This window comes from Nitrosomonas sp. Nm84 (genome assembly GCF_003201565.1).
Taxonomy (GTDB): Bacteria; Pseudomonadota; Gammaproteobacteria; order Burkholderiales; family Nitrosomonadaceae; genus Nitrosomonas.
Window position 1 is genome coordinate 1 of record NZ_QJJP01000020.1, and the last position, 16,848, is coordinate 16,848.

17 protein-coding genes and 5 tRNA genes are annotated in these 16,848 nt (G+C 42.1%); 5 read left to right on the top strand and 17 right to left on the bottom strand.

Annotation, left to right across the window (positions count from 1 at the left end; all coding sequences use genetic code 11):
- The 6 genes from C8R34_RS10590 to C8R34_RS10615 all read right to left on the bottom strand — a co-directional run.
- Positions 1-90 (bottom strand): GTP-binding protein (locus tag C8R34_RS10590; protein ID WP_074720022.1); only part of this gene is annotated, 90 nt, incomplete at its 3' end.
- 55 nt (positions 91-145) lie between these two features.
- A tRNA-Thr gene (locus C8R34_RS10595) sits at positions 146-220 on the bottom strand.
- A gap of 29 nt (positions 221-249) precedes the next feature.
- Positions 250-323, bottom strand: a tRNA-Gly gene (locus tag C8R34_RS10600).
- A 91-nt stretch (positions 324-414) separates the two neighbouring features.
- Positions 415-499, bottom strand: a tRNA-Tyr gene (locus C8R34_RS10605).
- 160 nt (positions 500-659) lie between these two features.
- Positions 660-1,637, bottom strand: a complete 978-nt coding sequence (locus C8R34_RS10610; protein ID WP_110340520.1) for an ABC transporter permease — start codon at positions 1,635-1,637, stop codon at positions 660-662.
- Positions 1,638-1,654: 17 nt separating this feature from the next.
- Positions 1,655-3,850: an ABC transporter substrate-binding protein gene (locus C8R34_RS10615; protein WP_110340521.1), complete on the bottom strand. Its 2,196-nt coding sequence runs from the start codon at positions 3,848-3,850 to the stop codon at positions 1,655-1,657.
- 134 nt (positions 3,851-3,984) lie between these two features.
- Between C8R34_RS10615 and fabI the strand changes: the two genes are divergently transcribed.
- Complete coding sequence (gene fabI, locus C8R34_RS10620) at positions 3,985-4,770, top strand: enoyl-ACP reductase FabI (protein ID WP_110340523.1); 786 nt, start codon at positions 3,985-3,987, stop codon at positions 4,768-4,770.
- A gap of 2 nt (positions 4,771-4,772) precedes the next feature.
- On the opposite strand, the gene C8R34_RS10625 is transcribed toward fabI, so the two are convergent.
- The 9 genes from C8R34_RS10625 to C8R34_RS10665 all read right to left on the bottom strand — a co-directional run bounded on the left by C8R34_RS10625 (position 4,773) and on the right by C8R34_RS10665 (position 10,067).
- Positions 4,773-6,659: a SurA N-terminal domain-containing protein gene (locus tag C8R34_RS10625; RefSeq protein WP_110340525.1), complete on the bottom strand. Its 1,887-nt coding sequence runs from the start codon at positions 6,657-6,659 to the stop codon at positions 4,773-4,775.
- A 66-nt stretch (positions 6,660-6,725) separates the two neighbouring features.
- A tRNA-Asp gene (locus tag C8R34_RS10630) sits at positions 6,726-6,802 on the bottom strand.
- Between the two features lie 18 nt (positions 6,803-6,820).
- Positions 6,821-6,896 (bottom strand) — tRNA-Val (locus tag C8R34_RS10635).
- A gap of 14 nt (positions 6,897-6,910) precedes the next feature.
- Complete coding sequence (locus tag C8R34_RS10640; RefSeq protein WP_110340527.1) at positions 6,911-7,183, bottom strand: HU family DNA-binding protein; 273 nt, start codon at positions 7,181-7,183, stop codon at positions 6,911-6,913.
- A gap of 237 nt (positions 7,184-7,420) precedes the next feature.
- Positions 7,421-8,413: an NAD(P)H-dependent glycerol-3-phosphate dehydrogenase gene (locus tag C8R34_RS10645; protein WP_110340529.1), complete on the bottom strand. Its 993-nt coding sequence runs from the start codon at positions 8,411-8,413 to the stop codon at positions 7,421-7,423.
- Positions 8,410-8,814 carry an SH3 domain-containing protein gene (locus C8R34_RS10650; protein WP_309146186.1) on the bottom strand — a complete coding sequence of 135 codons (405 nt, stop codon included), beginning with the start codon at positions 8,812-8,814 and terminating at the stop codon, positions 8,410-8,412. Before C8R34_RS10650 ends, C8R34_RS10645 begins: the two co-directional genes overlap by 4 nt.
- Before the next feature lie 113 nt (positions 8,815-8,927).
- Positions 8,928-9,365: a protein-export chaperone SecB gene (gene secB / locus C8R34_RS10655; protein ID WP_110340531.1), complete on the bottom strand. Its 438-nt coding sequence runs from the start codon at positions 9,363-9,365 to the stop codon at positions 8,928-8,930.
- 58 nt (positions 9,366-9,423) lie between these two features.
- A complete protein-coding gene (grxC, locus tag C8R34_RS10660; protein ID WP_110340533.1) occupies positions 9,424-9,681 on the bottom strand; it encodes a glutaredoxin 3 in 258 nt (85 codons plus the stop codon).
- A gap of 8 nt (positions 9,682-9,689) precedes the next feature.
- The gene (locus tag C8R34_RS10665; RefSeq protein WP_309146188.1) at positions 9,690-10,067 is read right to left on the bottom strand and encodes a rhodanese-like domain-containing protein; all 378 of its coding nucleotides are present in this window, start codon (positions 10,065-10,067) and stop codon (positions 9,690-9,692) included.
- Positions 10,068-10,425: 358 nt separating this feature from the next.
- Here C8R34_RS10665 and gpmA point away from each other — a divergent pair, with 358 nt between their 5' ends.
- The 4 genes from gpmA to C8R34_RS10690 are packed head-to-tail and all read left to right on the top strand — an operon-like array spanning position 10,426 to position 14,723.
- A complete protein-coding gene (gene gpmA / locus C8R34_RS10675) occupies positions 10,426-11,175 on the top strand; it encodes a 2,3-diphosphoglycerate-dependent phosphoglycerate mutase (protein WP_110340539.1) in 750 nt (249 codons plus the stop codon).
- Between the two features lie 56 nt (positions 11,176-11,231).
- On the top strand, positions 11,232-12,431 hold the full coding sequence (locus C8R34_RS10680; RefSeq protein ID WP_258364463.1) for a murein hydrolase activator EnvC: 1,200 nt from the start codon (positions 11,232-11,234) through the stop codon (positions 12,429-12,431).
- Between the two features lie 46 nt (positions 12,432-12,477).
- Positions 12,478-13,935, top strand: coding sequence for a S41 family peptidase (locus tag C8R34_RS10685; RefSeq protein ID WP_110340541.1), 1,458 nt, complete (start codon positions 12,478-12,480; stop codon positions 13,933-13,935).
- Between the two features lie 11 nt (positions 13,936-13,946).
- Positions 13,947-14,723 (top strand): molybdopterin-synthase adenylyltransferase MoeB, encoded by a 777-nt coding sequence (locus tag C8R34_RS10690; protein WP_110340543.1) that lies wholly within the window; start codon positions 13,947-13,949, stop codon positions 14,721-14,723.
- 18 nt (positions 14,724-14,741) lie between these two features.
- Here the strand turns inward: C8R34_RS10690 and slmA are convergent, their stop codons facing one another.
- Positions 14,742-15,344, bottom strand: a complete 603-nt coding sequence (slmA, locus tag C8R34_RS10695) for a nucleoid occlusion factor SlmA (protein ID WP_110340545.1) — start codon at positions 15,342-15,344, stop codon at positions 14,742-14,744.
- 92 nt (positions 15,345-15,436) lie between these two features.
- A complete protein-coding gene (locus C8R34_RS10700; protein WP_110340547.1) occupies positions 15,437-16,591 on the bottom strand; it encodes a glycoside hydrolase in 1,155 nt (384 codons plus the stop codon).
- Between the last annotated feature and the right edge of the window lie 257 nt (positions 16,592-16,848).

Below are 16,848 nucleotides of genomic sequence, written 5' to 3' on the forward strand. Positions count from 1 at the left end.
CGCTGTCAGCGTCGTCTTTCCATGATCCACGTGACCTATCGTCCCAACATTTACGTGTGGCTTCGATCGCTCAAATTTACTTTTTGCCATGACCTGTTCCCCTTTTACGTGCTTTAACCATACCAATCTACTATACAACCACCTATGGAGCCCATGGCCAGAATTGAACTGGCGACCTCTCCCTTACCAAGGGAGTGCTCTACCACTGAGCTACATGGGCAAGCATAAACAACCTTTAACCCATCAAACTGGAGCGGGTGAAGGGAATCGAACCCTCGTCGTAAGCTTGGAAGGCTTCTGCTCTACCATTGAGCTACACCCGCGTCTACCAAATACAAAGAGACAAAACCATCAATTAAGACAGGCTTCCCTCGCTTCCACAACAATCTAATAATATTGTGCTAATCAAAAACTTGGTGGAGGGGGAAGGATTCGAACCTTCGAAGGCAGAGCCGTCAGATTTACAGTCTGATCCCTTTGACCGCTCGGGAACCCCTCCGAACGAAACTGGCAATTATGAATACATTGCACTTATAAGTCAATCTAGTTTTAGATTGAAAACAATGTAAAACTTATGACCAAGCTATTCTCTTCACATTTCATAGCTCGAATTGATTTGTCGCATACTTTACATCAGTACTCGAGGATCATATCATCATTTATGACAATCGTATTCTTGGGTCGACAAATGTATAAGATATATCCGTCAGGATTAAACCAACGATATAAAGCATTGAACCCAAAAAAACCATCGCTCTTACAATCGCAAAATCCTGTGAATTGATTGCATCAATAGTATAACTTCCTAGCCCCGGTATACCAAAAAAAGACTCAACTAGCAAACTGCCCAAAAATAATAATGGCACCACCACAACCGCGCCTGTTAAAATTGGAATCATTGCATTCTTTAGTACGTGCCTAAACAAAACAATGTGTTCAGACAATCCTTTTGCTCTGGCCGTACGCACATATTCTTTATTCATTTCTTCCAGAAAAATTGTGCGGTACCAGCGGGTACTGGATCCAGCACTGCTCACTATACCTATAATAATGGGTAATAATAAAAATTTCCCGGCACTCAATCCACTGCCATAACCTGAGATAGGTACCAGATGCCAAAGCTTACTCACTAAAAATTGCCCGGAAATAATATAAAATAAGCTGGAAATCGACATTAGCGCAACGCATAGTACCACTCCCCAGAAATCGATGTAAGTAGCACGAAAAAAAACCATCAATAATGCACAAGTGATGTATACAATTAATCCCAAGACAAATACGGGTAGTGCAATAGCCAAACTGGGCATCATACGTGACTTGATCTCTTGCGTAATATCACGTCCGTCATCTGCTTGTCCAAAATTGAATATAAACATCGTCACTGATTTTTCAAAGAAAATTGTCTCAGTTAACTTTCTCCATTTCTCTTCTTTATGATTCAAAAGTAGTGGCTTATCATAACCTCGCTCGGTTTTCCATTTTTCTATAGCTTCAGGTGTAACATATTTAATGCCCAGTTGCATTCGCGCCATATCGTCAGGCGTATTCACCACAAAAAACAAAGTGAATGTAAGGAGATTGACACCGATAAGAATCGGTATTGCATACAGAATACGCCGAAGAATATAGTTAAGCATCGTAATTGTTCATCACTTTAAGATGATATCGCACCGCTAACCGCGGTACTGCTTTCACGACGACGAAAAATCATTACTGCCGGAATAAAACTGATTATCAGCATAACTACCGTCAATGCAATTGGCCACAACACCGGTCCATTCCAGTCGCGGCGTTTTTGTTCCCTCAGGTTTGCATCAATCTTGAAATACTTTACGTTGTTATTGGATATTCTGTTCGGCTTCACATTTTGATACCAGGAATGATACAACCCATAATCTTTTGGATGATAACCCCACAACCAAGGAGCATCGTATCGCAGTATCTCCAACATACGATCAATTATTTGTTGCCGCTCCGATCCATCTTCCATATTCTTCATCCGCTCAAACAATTGATTATATTCTGTATTATCATAGTTGGCAGCATTCTCACCATTATTACCTACTTTCCGTTGTGGCCCATACAGTAAAAACAGAAAATTTTCCGGATCAGGATAATCTGCGTTCCAACCCCATTCAAAAATCTGCGCATTGCCTTTGCGGATTTTATCTTGGAAGCGATTGTAATCCGTACTTCTAACAATCAGCTGTATATTTAATTTCTGGAATTGCTTACGCATCCAGTCGAGCTTAGACCTATCTTCTGAACTACGTGCGGTTACGTCAAAATGCAGGATCAATGGCGCACCTGTCCTCTGATCTATTCCATTTGGATAGCCCGCTTTCGCCAATAAAGCCTTTGCCGCTCGAATTGATTTGCGCTGCGGCTGGCCATTGATCCAATCATATACTACTGAGTTAATACCTTCCGCTCCATCGCGATAACCCGCAATACCTGGTGCAATAGGGCTTTGTGCCGGTAAACCGCGACCATTTGCAAAAATTGAAATAAACTCTTCATAATCCACAGCGATCGAAATTGCCTGTCGCAACTTTCTAGCCGACTCGCGTTGACGCTCATTACTTCCGCCGACAATCGGATCCAACATATTAAAACCCATATAATATGTTGATACCGCCACAGTTGTCTCCAACCTGATTCCCTGTACCGCCATTTCTTCCGTTACTGTCGCCTCCCCTTGGCCGACCAACTGCACGGCTTGATCAAAACTATCTGAACCAATTCCGGTAGCATCATAATAGCCTTGCAAGAACTTATTCCACCGCGGAATACTTTCTTTTTCCCGGGTAAAAATAATTTTGTCGATAAATGGCAATTCTTTACCCGCATCGACCAACAAACCATTTTCTTGATCACCCGGCATACCCTCCATTGGATAGTATTCGCCATGAAAATTTGGATTTTTTTCTAATACCATCCTCAGATTGGGATTATTTTCAGTGAGCATATAAGGACCCGTACCAATCGGATACCAATCCAATGTAATATTTCTTTGTATCAACCCCTTCTGAGAATAAAACTGATCAGCCTCCCAAGGAATGGGTGCGAAAAAAGGCATGGCCAGCCAATAAAGAAATTGTGGATACTTACCTTTTATTTTTATATGGTAGGTATAGGTATCGACCACTTGTGCCCCCTCTAATGGATAATCTCTTAGATCGAGATATGTTTTTCCTTGAGATCGCTCTTGATCGGCTTGCTTTAATGCATGCGCATAATCCGCAAGCCCCACTATATAGTCCGCCATGAGTCCATAGATCGGCGAATGCAATCTCGGATGCGCCAGACGCTTAATTTGGTATACATAGTCCTCTGCTGTTAGCTCACGTGTATCCGTTTGAGAAAAATCAGATAACTTAAATATCGCTGCCAACTCTTGATCACTCAGATTATGATAAAACCAATCACCCTGCTCATTTTTTGCAAATGCTGGATGAGGCTGAAAGAAAATTCCCGGTTTGACTGAAATTTCATAAATGCTATAAGCAATATCGGCGGCTCGCGTATTATCCGGCAACTGATTATCTTCAGCGTCGAAATACTTTGCGACAGGAATTTCCTTTGCGGTTGCCGGAATTAATGCGAAAGGGCGTTTTAAGTAATGATATTGCAATGGAGGCTCATAAATCTGTGCAGTAAATTGAATCTCATTGGAACTATAGGACTGCACCGGATCAAGATGCTTGGGACGCTCACTAAATACATTATAAAGGACATTCTTTCCAGCATCGGTTGTAGCGTATGGATTATTCCAGCTATGTTCACCGCAAGCGGATAGTAAGGCTATCAATAACATTAACAACCAAGATGTATTAACTACTTTTCTCATTGTAATAAATAAAGTCCATCTAAATTAACTTATCTTAAGAAATGTGCATCGCACATATCTTCTCTCACACAACGCCACTTTTCTTGTCCTTCAGCTATAATTCGTTAATTCTCTAAATTTTACAAGGAAATTTTATGGGGTTTCTCGCGGACAAACGTGTACTCATCACCGGTCTTCTCAGCAATCGCTCAATCGCTTACGGTATCGCCAAAGCCATGAAGCGCGAAGGAGCGGCGCTGGCATTTACCTATCAAGGAGAAGATATACGTGAGCGAGTTGAGAAGTTAGCCGCTGAATTTGACAGCAACTTGTTATTTCCTTGTGATGTAGCGAACGATAACGAAATCGCCCGATGCTTTGAGAACTTACAGAAACATTGGGATGGACTGGATTGCATTATCCACTCGATTGCTTTTGCACCACGTGAGGCATTAACGGGCGATTACTTGGAAAGCGTCAATAGAGAGGCTTTTCGCATTGCACACGATATTAGCGCATACAGTTTCTCCGCGCTTGCTAAAGCAGCCCTACCATTGATGCAAAACAGAAACGCTTCACTTCTGACGTTAAGCTATCTGGGTGCAGTACGGGTCATGCCAAACTACAATGTCATGGGGCTGGCTAAAGCCAGCTTGGAAGCCAATGTTCGCTTCATGGCTTCCAGTTTAGGCCCCAAAGGAATACGTGTAAACGCTATATCTGCTGGACCTATCAAAACCCTCGCTGCTGCCGGTATTGGAAATTTCGGAAAATTACTAGGTTATACTGAGAAAGTTTCACCATTACGGCGTAACGTTACAACAGACGAAGTAGGTAATGTTGCTGCTTTCTTATGCAGCGACTTGGCCAGTGGTATTACCGGAGAAATTACTTATGTAGACGCCGGCTTTAATACCGTCGCATTTGATCTCATCAATTAGACTTAGAAATTATCTTGTTTAACCTTTACCTCATACTGCTTTCTAAGCACTGAAAAATAAGAAGAAATTTCTTCTTGAGTAATCATTTGCTGCAGTTGCTTATTAAAATTATTAAGATTCATTTCTTCTGTAAATTTCGGCTCTGTGACTTTACTAATTCGTATCAGACTAAATCCACCGCTCGGGCTAACTGCACCTACATAAGCAGGTAGATTATTCACTTGTGCTCTAAAGATTGCGCGCAAGGTTTCATGATCCACCCCTTGTGATTGCATATAAGAAATCTGCTTTGCTTCAGTCCATTCAACATCAATACTACTATCCCCACCAGCTTGCAGGCGTGCAAGCTTCGCCTCTCCTTCCTCGATTGCTTCGGCTTTAGCCATTTGCATCTTAAGCTTCTCAACAATTTGATCCTTAACCACCATGAGTGATTGGGCAGTGGCTGGTTTATGCTCAATAATACGAGCCGACACAAATGTATCTGGCTTTATTTCTATAGCTTCAGTATTACGCTGCTTGGAAACTGTATCTTCTAAAAAAATGGCTGACAACAGCTTTTCATTAGCAAGAATCGACGGTTCTGTAGAACTTCTTGTGATCCAGTCACTTTGTTGTATCGTTAACTCAAATTTTTCCGCCGCCGATTGAAGGCTATCGCTTTGCTCATAAACCGCATTACCAAAATCTTCAGCAATTTCTCCAAAAACACTGCCTGCCATCTGTATTTTGAGCTTATCCGCAATCTGCTCTCGCACGTCTTCCAGAGTCGAACGTTTTTCTTCCTTAATGTCAGTTAATTTTATTACATGCAAACCAAAATCCGTTTCCACAATATCACTGATTTCATCCAGTTGCATCGAGAAAATTTCATCCTCAAATGATTTCACCATGACGCCACGACCAAAGAAACCAAGATCTCCACCCAAAGTCGCCGAACCAGAATCATCCGAATGCTCCTTTGCAATCTCCGCAAATTGCTCTGGATTCTGTTTAACTTGTTCTAATAAATTTTCTGCCTTTTTTCGCGCTATTTGTTTTTCATCTTCCGATGCACCAACCGGCAAACTAATCAAAATATGACTAGCTTTCCGCTCTTCAGGTTGACTGAATTCGTCGCCATGTTCCGTAAAATATGCATTGATTGCTTCATCGCTTACCGCTTCATTCTTAGCTACCGCATCCAATGATAGAACCAGATACTCAACTCGAGCACGTTCAGGCAGATGAAAATCCGCCTTATGTTTCTCATAATAAGCGTCAATAGCTGCTTCTGCTGGTATTACTTGTGATAAAAACTGCTCCGGTTCAATTTGCAATTGACTAATTTCACGCTGCACCTCACTTAAATACCTCACTCTTTCAGCAACAGCCTTTGGTGCAAATCCATTCTCGCTATAACCATCCAGTAATTGCTGTAATAAGAGTTCCTGGCGCACACGCGATTCAAATACTGCAGGAGTAAGTCCCTGAGCACGCAACAACTCCTCATATTGCTGCTTAGAAAACTTACTATCCTTCTGAAATGCGGGTATATCACGAATTGTCTTTACTAGCTGTGAATCCAGAACAATAAATCCATTACTAACAGCTTCTCTATTCAACAATCGTTGTTGAATCAATCTTTCCAAAACCGAGTTTCTTACTTCGAAAGTATCCAGCATTGCACTGTCAAAATTTGCACCCAACATGCCACGCATTCTCTCATGATGATCACGCAATGCTTGCTCATACTCGCGGCGCGGTATCTCTTCGCCGTCAACTATTGCGACATAGCCTTCGCCACCCTGATCACGGTACGACTCAACGCCCCAAAATAAAAAAGGCAATACTGCCAAGCCCATGATGACCTGAACGACACGTTTCTTACGATTGACGAAATCAAACACAATTAAAGCCTGAGAATACTAAAAAATAAAATTGAAGAATTTCTATTGTATCAAAACTGACATTTTTGGCGGAGTGGACGGGACTCGAACCCGCGACCCCCGGCGTGACAGGCCGGTATTCTAACCAACTGAACTACCACTCCTAGAACTAATTATTTGACTGGTGGGTGCTGACGGGATCGAACCGCCGACATTCGCCTTGTAAGGGCGACGCTCTACCAGCTGAGCTAAGCACCCAGTCATAAAGTCCGCTAGTTTACTGCATCTTTGAGTGCTTTACCAGCACTGAATTTAGGAACCTTTGCTGCCTTGATTTTAATGGCAGCACCTGTGCGTGGATTACGACCTGTGCGAGCAGCTCTAGTACCTACTTTAAAAGTCCCAAATCCGACCAGAGTTACACTTTCATTCTTTTTAAGCGCTCCTTTTATTGCAGATAATGCTCCATCCAATGCACTACCCGCAGAGGCTTTGGAAATTTTAGCTGATTTTGCGATAGCTTCAATAAGTTCGGATTTGTTCATATAATTCCCCTTCTAAGTTAATGGTAATTAAATCACAAGCAAGTACTGCAAGCGTTCTTATATCAAGCCGTCAACGCCTGGTCAAGCAAATTAAGGGTTTCCGTTACCTTATTGATTTCGCCATCGCGTTAATTTTAGTAAGCACCACTCATTAATATAAATTATATAACTTCATAAAAACAAATAACTAGTTATCAAATCCACAAACTACTTGAAGTTCTGTCAATTAATTTCGTATTAATAAATTTCTGTTTTCTGTTCACGATTTAACAACACTTCAACAGCATTCCTAGCCGGCACGCCTTCATGAAGGATACTGCAAACTGCTTGTGTTATCGGCATTTCAATATGCAATCGATTACCTAATTGCAACACCGATCTTGCCGTATGCACCCCTTCAGCAACATGCCCTAATTCATTCAAAATATCATGCAATGACTTTCCATCTGCCAGCATCAATCCTACTTGCCGATTTCGCGACAGGTCCCCAGTACTCGTAAGAATTAAATCACCAACCCCAGCCAATCCCATAAAGGTTTTCATACTTCCACCCAAACCGAGCCCTAAGCGGGTAATTTCCATCAATCCGCGCGTTATCAATGCTGCACGTGCATTATGTCCAAATCCAATACCATCAGAGATGCCTGCTGCGATAGTAATAACATTCTTTATCGCACCACCTGTTTCCACACCAATGACATCCTGGCTGGTATAAATACGTAATCTTGGGCTATGTAATTCAGAAGCTACTTTGCTGGAAAAATCAGCATCCTTAGACGCTAATGTTAATGCAGTGGGCAGACCTTGCGCTACTTCTTCCGCGAAGCTGGGACCGGATAACACACCACAGTATGGCAATATGTCGGAATATTCTTCTTCAACTACTTGGTGAGGCAATTTGGAAGATTCTGATTCAAATCCCTTGCATCCCCATATGACAGGCACTTTAATTTTGCTTGCAACAATCGCACGCAGAGTCTCACGTAAACCTACAATAGGCACAACGATTAAAGCAAGATCTACCCCGTCTAACGCTTCATTGAGTACTGCTGTAATTTGCAAAGATTCTGGTAATACATGGCCCGGCAAGAAACTTTGATTAATTCGATGCTTATCTATTTCAATTGCATGATCCGGATCCTTCGTCCACAGCCTGATTTGATGACGTGCCGATAAACTGATCGCTAATGCCGAACCCCATGCACCTGCACCCAATACAGCAATTCTCATGAACCCCAAACCTGACTGACTTTGACATAACCAGTTTGCCCATCAGAATGACGCACTTTCACCCAGCCCTGCGCATCAGAATCCAGCCACTCCATAACGATATTCTCTTCCGCTTGAAAAACCAGCGTTGAACTCATATCAGCTGACTGATGTATATCAGCCAACGGCACTGTCACAACCACATAGCGTTGCGGACTTAATGCCTTCTTCTCAACCCAAGCAAGACTGCCGCTACTATCGCGCACTTTTGCCCAGCCTTCAACGTTTACCACAATCTCAACCGGAAGATACAGGCTCGCCACATACAACTTATCAGCTCTAAGAGACGGTGCGTCATACATAATGACCGCATTCTCAGCGATCGAGGAATATTCGATCTCTGCCATTACATAGCTAGACACACATAGCAAAACGCCTGTCGCTAGCACGCGCCCCCGGCTTATTAATCTCAATAACTTATACAACAAGCTTTTTCGCATCGACATCTTTACCTTCTACGATTTTCGGTTCTTTTCTAGTTTTGATTGGTCTCTGCCTTTTTCTGATGATAGACAGCTTCAAAATTTACTGGACTGAGAATTACGGGAGGGAAACCGGCTCGTGTCACAATATCCGATACAACCTCGCGCAAATAAGGAAAAAGAATATTGGGACATCCGATCCCTAATACAGGATCAATCTCTTCATCGGACAAATTACGAATACGAAAAATACCTGCTTGCTGCACTTCAACCAAAAACATAATTTTGTCTTTAATCTTTGCGGTTACCGTCACAGTTAACAGCACTTCATACAATCCTTCATCGATACTCTGATTCTTACCTCCGAGCTGCATATTAATCTCGGGGGTGTCTCTCTCCAAGAAAATATTGGGGGCATTAGGAATTTCCACAGATAAATCTTTTACATAAATCTTCTCTATGGCAAAAACCGGTTGCAGTTGTTCATTCATATTTATCTACCAAGTATATTTAATTAAGAAGTAACCTACACTCACTTCAATCATGCGATCAAGTTGCAAGCAACGCCAACAACTCACCCTTACGATCGAGCTGCGTTAAATCATCATAGCCACCAACATGTCTTTCTCCGATGTAAATCTGTGGCACCGTACGACGGCCTGTTTTATCCATCATCTCAGCACGTTGCGCTGGCTCCAGATCAATACGGATTTTCTCAATATCCTGAACTCCTTTAGCACGCAGCAAATTTTCCGCCATCTTGCAATAAGGGCAAAAACCGGTTGTGTACATAATAACCTTTGCCATAGCTTCCTTTAGCGCTTGACGATAGGCAAGTTTGCGCGTTTCCAGGTATCAATTCCTCCCATTAGATTAAATACCTGAGCAAATCCATTCTTTTTAAGAACCACGCTTGCGCGATTTGATCGAATACCGCTACGATATATGATTACAATAGGTTTCTCCTTAAATTTTTGTATCTCAATCCAACGCTCCTCTATCTTTTCAGATGGAATGTGTCTTGAGTTAGGCAAATGGCCCGCGGCATATTCACTGTCATCACGCACATCGAGCACCAATGCGTCTTGATGATTGATTAATTGGATAGCAACGCGTGTATCTATCTCCTTGATACCACGCTGTGATATCAATGGCCATAATAATAATAAGCCGCTGATCACAGCTGTAATCACAAACAACAAGTTCTCCAGCTTAAGAAGAAAATGGTCTTGAAACAATGATAAGTCCATATAGTTTTATTCTATTATTTAAATGTTAATTTTATCAGAAACGAAATTGAAAAATCGCAGACACATAAAGATCCAATGAATCTCACCAACCAAACCTGCGCATATTAACATTATGCATACAAATGCATAATCATTCGACATTTCCGCTATATCATTTTCCACAAAAATGTATATTACCCATAAATATTCGCACAGAAAATCAGTCAGATGCTGCATTCCCCAATAAAATATAATAAAATATCACCCTATCAGTGGCTCTCACTTACCTGATAATCATCTCCTTTTTCACGAAAAGATAACTATGAAGAAAATTGTTCTCCTACGACATGGAGAAAGTACTTGGAATAAAGAAAATCGTTTTACTGGTTGGACAGACGTCGACTTAACACCCAAAGGCTTACAGGAAGCCAAAAATGCTGGGCGACTTCTACAAGAACAGGGATATAGATTTGATATTGCCTACACATCAGTTCTCAAGCGCGCCATCCGCACGCTATGGATAGCGCTTGACGAAATGGACCAGATGTGGATTCCGATTCAACACACTTGGCGACTGAATGAACGACATTATGGTTCACTGCAAGGATTGAACAAAGCTGAAATCGCTGCCAAATACGGCGATGAGCAGGTCTTAATTTGGCGCCGTAGCTATGATACTAGACCGCCTGCATTAACCACCGATGATGATCGTTACCCAGGCGCTGATCCTCGTTATAAAAATCTAGCTCTCGACGATATACCTTTGACTGAATGTCTCAAAGATACTGTTGCAAGATTTTTACCTTATTGGAATACAACCATCGCACCACAAGTTCAAGCAGGTAAAAATGTCATCATTGCAGCGCATGGTAATTCATTACGAGCACTTGTAAAGTATTTGGATAACATGTCTGAAGAAGAAATTCTAAACTGCAATATACCTACCGGCATTCCACTGGTTTATGAACTTGATGACAATATGCAGCCAATTAAAAACTATTATTTGGGAAACCAAGCAGAAATTCAGGAAGCGATGCAGATTGTGGCTAATCAGGGCAAGGCAAAAATTTAAAGTATTTATCAGCTCACTTATTCACGAACAAACGTATTATCTTGAAAAAATCATGCTTGGAAATCAGTACGTTTAATTTTATTTACTTTCAATACCTCAAATTAATGCTGATTTTCGCTTTGGCTTCTCTCTATCCACTCTCAGCTTTCTCGGATAATCAGGAAAGTCTCAAAACATTACGTGAACGTATCCAATTATTGCAAAAAGAACTGGCAAATAAAGAAACTCTAAAGCAAAAAACATCAGATGCAGTGCAGGAAACTGAGCGTGCGATCAACACGATAAATCACAGATTGACCAAACTCATTGAGCATGACCGGCAGGCCAATGAGGATTTCAAACAATTACAAACACAGTATCAGCAAACTGACAACGAAATTCAGATAGAACGCAATCAATTAGAGCAGCTACTCTATCGACAATACTTAGGAGGACGGCAAGACTATCTGCAATTAATGCTGAAGCAGCAAGATCCTAATCAAATCGCCAGAGATATTCATTATTACAAACAGCTTTCACTTGCTTACTCGGGGAGTATTGAAAACCTTCAAAATAATCAATACAAAATAGCAGCATTGACTCAGGCTAGTCGCCAAAAGAAAGAAGAAATCACTACTATTCAAACCGAATATTTCGCGCAACGAAAAAAACTTGAACAAGAGAAAAATAAGCATCAGACCATGCTTTCACAGATATCCGGGCAAATTACCCAACAACAACAAGAAATTAACAAGCTGGAGAATGATGAAAAACGCATAACCAACTTGGTCAATGAAATCAATAAATTGCTAGTTCAAGAAAAACCCAGGGGCGCGTCGATTAACAACAAGCTCCCCGATACTTCTACAGCAGGCATTCCTTTCTTATCACTCAAAGGCAAATTAAATTTACCAGTGCGCGGGAAACTTATGAATAGCTTTGGTGGTCAACGCTCAGGTAAGCATGTGACATGGAAAGGATTGTTTATTCAATCATCTATCGGTAATGATGTAAAAGCTATCTCTGAGGGAAGGGTGGTATTTGCGGATTGGTTGAGAGGCTTCGGTAATCTGATTATCTTAGATCATGGCGGCGGATATATGAGCCTTTATGGTAATAATGCAACACTTCAAAAACAAGTGGGCAATATTATTCGCGGAGGCGATACAATTGCAATCGTTGGAAATAGCGGTGGTAATGCAGATTCAGGTTTATACTTTGAACTTCGTCATAAAGGCAAGCCATTTGACCCTTTGACGTGGATAAAAATAGAGTAATCGTAAAATACATCTTCATAAATTCGATTAATGCGGAGATAGCATCATGAGTAACGGAATTAAAAAAACAGGCCTAATTCTAATTGGCATAATCACTGGAATGATGCTCAGTCTGAATTTCTCTGCGATTGCCAAAAAAGACAGCATAGAAGCAATTCATCCGCTGCCAATCGAAGAATTGCGCACATTCGCCCAAGTATTCGGTCGCATCAAAAGCGATTACGTCGAATCTGTAGAAGACAAGAAGCTCATTACTGAAGCTATCAATGGCATGCTAGTTGGACTGGACCCTCATTCATCCTATCTCGACAAAGACGATTACAAAGAATTGCAAATCGGCACACAAGGTGAGTTCGGCGGGCTAGGCATTCAGGTCACCATGGAAGACGGTGTGGTAAAAGTCATCTCGCCGATTGAAGATACACCCGCATTTCGTGCAGGTATCAAAACCGGCGACCTGATTGTTAAACTGGATGACACGGTGGTCAAAGGTATGACACTGAATGATGCGATCAAGCTCATGCGTGGCAAACCCAAGACTTCGATAAAAATCACCATTATGCGTGAAGGTGAAACAGAGCCACTAATTTTCAATTTAGTACGCGACATCATCAAAATCCAGAGTGTCAAATCAAAAATGATTGAACCTGGCTACGCTTATATCCGCATCACACAATTTCAAGAACAAACCGGTGAAAATCTGGCACAAGCCATTAGAACACTGTTTGCTGAAAACACCGGATCCATGAAAGGATTGATATTGGACTTGCGTAATGACCCGGGCGGATTACTCAATGGTGCTGTTGCCGTATCTGCTGCTTTTCTGCCAGAAAATGCATTGGTTGTTTACACCGAAGGACGTAGCGCCGATGCCAAAATGAAGCTGCACGCGAACCCTGAGTATTATCTGCGCGGACCGGATGATGATTACCTAAAAGGACTCCCTTCTGAGGTCAAGACAGTACCGATGATTACGTTAGTTAATGGAGGCTCCGCTTCAGCATCTGAAATCGTAGCAGGTGCCCTGCAAGATCATAAACGTTCTATCGTAATGGGATCGCAGACCTTTGGCAAAGGATCGGTACAAACCATATTGCCGTTAGGAAATAATACCGCCATTAAACTCACTACGGCGCGCTATTACACACCCAATGGTCAATCTATCCAGGCACAAGGCATTACACCGGATATTCTGGATGAAACAGATAACGGTGATGATCAGCGCTTGCGTGAAGCAGATCTGAATCGTCACCTATCCAATGGCAAGAAAGCAGAAAAGAAAAAAACCGCCTCTGAAGCTGAGAAAGCAGCACTGAAACCTGCCGGCGACAAAAAAGAGAAAAAGAATAAAGATAAAAAAGACAAAGAAAAAGACAAGGACAAAGATAGAACTCCTATTGAATTTGGCTCTGCAGAAGACCTCTTATTAACTCAAGCCATGAATTACTTTAAGGGCATTACGTCATCACCCGAGAAAAAAAGTGATGAAAAAACCGATAGCTGATCTCAAGGATCGTGAATGATAACCAGTTGCTCCGATATAGTCGTCATATCCTGCTACCGCAAATCGATATTGCGGGGCAGGAAAAACTCAATCAGTCACGCGTACTCATTGTCGGTGCCGGCGGTTTAGGTTCTCCCATAGCACTGTATCTTGCTGCCAGCGGAGTTGGCAATTTGATCATCTGCGACGGTGATCAGGTCGATCTGACCAATCTGCAGCGGCAAATTATCCATAACAGCGATTCAGTCGGTCTCGCAAAAGTTCTCTCGGCAAAGCAATCACTCGCCAGAATAAACCCTGAAATCAACGTCATCACAATCGAAGAACAGGTTGACGCAGAGAAACTGCTACAGCTCGCTGCAGAAGTCGATGCTGTAGTCGATGCCAGCGATAACTTCAGCACACGCCACCATATCAATCAAGCCTGTGTCGCCTATAAGAAACCGCTGATTTCCGGTGCCGTCGTGCGTTTTAACGGCCAAGTCAGCGTATTCGATTTACGCCATGCCGACAGTCCCTGTTACCACTGTTTATATCCCGCAATCGATGGAGAACAAGAAGACATGCCTTGCGCAATCATGGGTGTATTTTCGCCATTGGTTGGCATTATCGGCTGCATGCAAGCTGCGGAAACATTAAAAATTTTGTTAAATATCGGAGAAAGCCTGAGTGGTCGTCTACAATTACTGGATAGTCTCGCGATGAACTGGCGCTCGATCAAGTTACACAAAGATCCAGCCTGTCCAGTATGTCATTCGGCGGCATCTACAGACACTACGACTCAATGAGCAATCAGTTTCCGAATTTTAAAGAAGCTGTGGCGGCAATAAAATCAATCGCTGTACTTCCCAATTTACCAGAGGGTCACGCCTGAATCCGCTTTTGACAAACTGATACCAACGGCCAATAACAAAGCACATGAATAAGTTGGCCTGCACCGCAACATCCAAATTGGCATTTATTTGACGTTCACCGACTGCAAACCGTAATGCCTGTTTTAAAGTAGCTTCCAAACGATCATGCAGCCGATTGATACGCAATTGCAAGTGCGCAGTCTCATTGACCAGCGCATCGCCAATCAGAATACGCGTCATACCTGGATTTTTTTGTGAAAAACCCAACAGCAACAACAGCAAATTTTCAATCCGCTTAATGCCACACTGTTCTTCCTGTAAGATATTGTTAATCAGCACAAACAATGTCTGCTCAATAAACTCAATCAACGCCTCAAACATCTGTGACTTATTGGAAAAACAGCGATAAATCGAGGACTCTGAAATTCCCAACTGAGCGGCTAACGCACCCGTGGTAATCTTTATTTGCTGAGGATGCTCCAGCATTCCTGCCAAAACTTGCAGAATCCGGTCTCTTTTTTCATCTGATTTTGCTGACTGGTATAAACGCTTCAATTTAGGTAACGGTGAACGGTGAAAAACAAAAATAATAGCTGAAAAATATATCAGACTAACAAGGCAGCGAGAAACCTATTCCATAATCCAGGCTAGTCTACACAAGCAAAATAAGTGCTGGGGCAAGTTGCATTCAATCCACCTGCAGCATCACGCGTTTGATTTTTCCAGCTCATCGCTTTTAACACGCTAGGAAAATAATCCGGACTTCGTGTCCAGAAAATGTAATTGACATCCAACTCGTGCCGCGCAAAAGCCAGGAGTTCGGAAATAGTCGGCTGATAACCTTTCCTATCAAACCGAGTATTTTCATAATTTGCTTTCTCTATTTGAACCGTCAGGGGTATTTTCCCGGAAAGTTCAGGATAGTAACTATAGATACCTTCCGGCGGATTCCTAGTTGCATCGTAAAACAATCCTGGCTCATCCAGAAAAACATCCGGACAACCCAATGCTATTCCTGTTTTTTTCATATTATTCACGAATGACGCAATAAGTTGACGCGGGTAATTGACGAACTGAAATACCATGGTGTTTGGAAAGTGCTGACGCATCTGCTGATTGATGCTGATAATATTATTGTAATAGCCATCTATTTGAGCATTGGATAACGTGATTAATGGCTTACCCATGGAAGTCTCTGTCAGACCCACGCCTTCAAAATAAGGATGAGAATTAAAGCGACTCCCCAATTCACGCATCAGTGCAACCAAGCGATCACGCACTAGCGGATTCCACAACTTGATGCCGTATCCTTTAATGCCTGTGCTACGCCAACCGCTGTAAGGAAATAACCCCCCTTCATACAATGTGCCCGCTTTTACGTAATCCGGCACAAGTTCTGCTTGCGGATAATCCACTGATGACTTTAACTCCAGCAAGATGATAAGTCTTTTTTTATGGATAGTCAGTTCTTTCAGATGCTCGTCAATAGCGGAGAAATCATAGACACCTTTTGCAGACTCCAGCTCTGACCATCGGTAGCGGATGGTTATGCCTCGTAGTGTTGGAGTTTCTTTGAGCTCGCTATATACTTGTTTCATATACCAGGGGTTATTCGGGCCTGGACTGACGAGTGTCACGTAGTGACCGGGATGCCATTTGATCGGATTATCCACAGGTGGAATGAATACAGCACCGGCATGCGCCATTCCCCACGGCAAAACCATTCCGATGGCAAATAATAATGCAATCGATGCGGTACGCATTTGTTTAGCTGCACTGCTGAGACTGATTTCAATTCGCATATAAAAATTCCTTTCTTTTCAGTTAGGCTTCATCCTTTTGATTCTCATTCAAAAGTAATCAGTAGGTTAATTAATCAAGATTGTCAGCGATACTGCATACTATGCTCCAGGTCTCACCGTGCAATAGTGCGAAAAATGCAAACACCACTGCTGCTAGTATTAGAGAAATTAGCGCTAGTTCGACTCAGTTTGTTCTTTAGGAAATTTTGCACAAGATAACTACACGTCTGATTCAGCGTGTTCATCTCGAACATCAT

Coding starts and splice junctions, on each gene's coding strand:
- secB (WP_110340531.1), bottom strand. CDS start 9,365: ATGAATGAACAACTGCAACCGGTTTTTGCCATAGAGAAGATTTATGTA.
- fabI (WP_110340523.1), top strand. CDS start 3,985: ATGGGGTTTCTCGCGGACAAACGTGTACTCATCACCGGTCTTCTCAGC.
- C8R34_RS10700 (WP_110340547.1), bottom strand. CDS start 16,591: ATGCGAATTGAAATCAGTCTCAGCAGTGCAGCTAAACAAATGCGTACC.
- gpmA (WP_110340539.1), top strand. CDS start 10,426: ATGAAGAAAATTGTTCTCCTACGACATGGAGAAAGTACTTGGAATAAA.
- grxC (WP_110340533.1), bottom strand. CDS start 9,681: ATGGCAAAGGTTATTATGTACACAACCGGTTTTTGCCCTTATTGCAAG.
- C8R34_RS10640 (WP_110340527.1), bottom strand. CDS start 7,183: ATGAACAAATCCGAACTTATTGAAGCTATCGCAAAATCAGCTAAAATT.
- C8R34_RS10645 (WP_110340529.1), bottom strand. CDS start 8,413: ATGAGAATTGCTGTATTGGGTGCAGGTGCATGGGGTTCGGCATTAGCG.
- C8R34_RS10610 (WP_110340520.1), bottom strand. CDS start 1,637: ATGCTTAACTATATTCTTCGGCGTATTCTGTATGCAATACCGATTCTT.
- C8R34_RS10615 (WP_110340521.1), bottom strand. CDS start 3,850: ATGAGAAAAGTAGTTAATACATCTTGGTTGTTAATGTTATTGATAGCC.
- C8R34_RS10685 (WP_110340541.1), top strand. CDS start 12,478: ATGAGTAACGGAATTAAAAAAACAGGCCTAATTCTAATTGGCATAATC.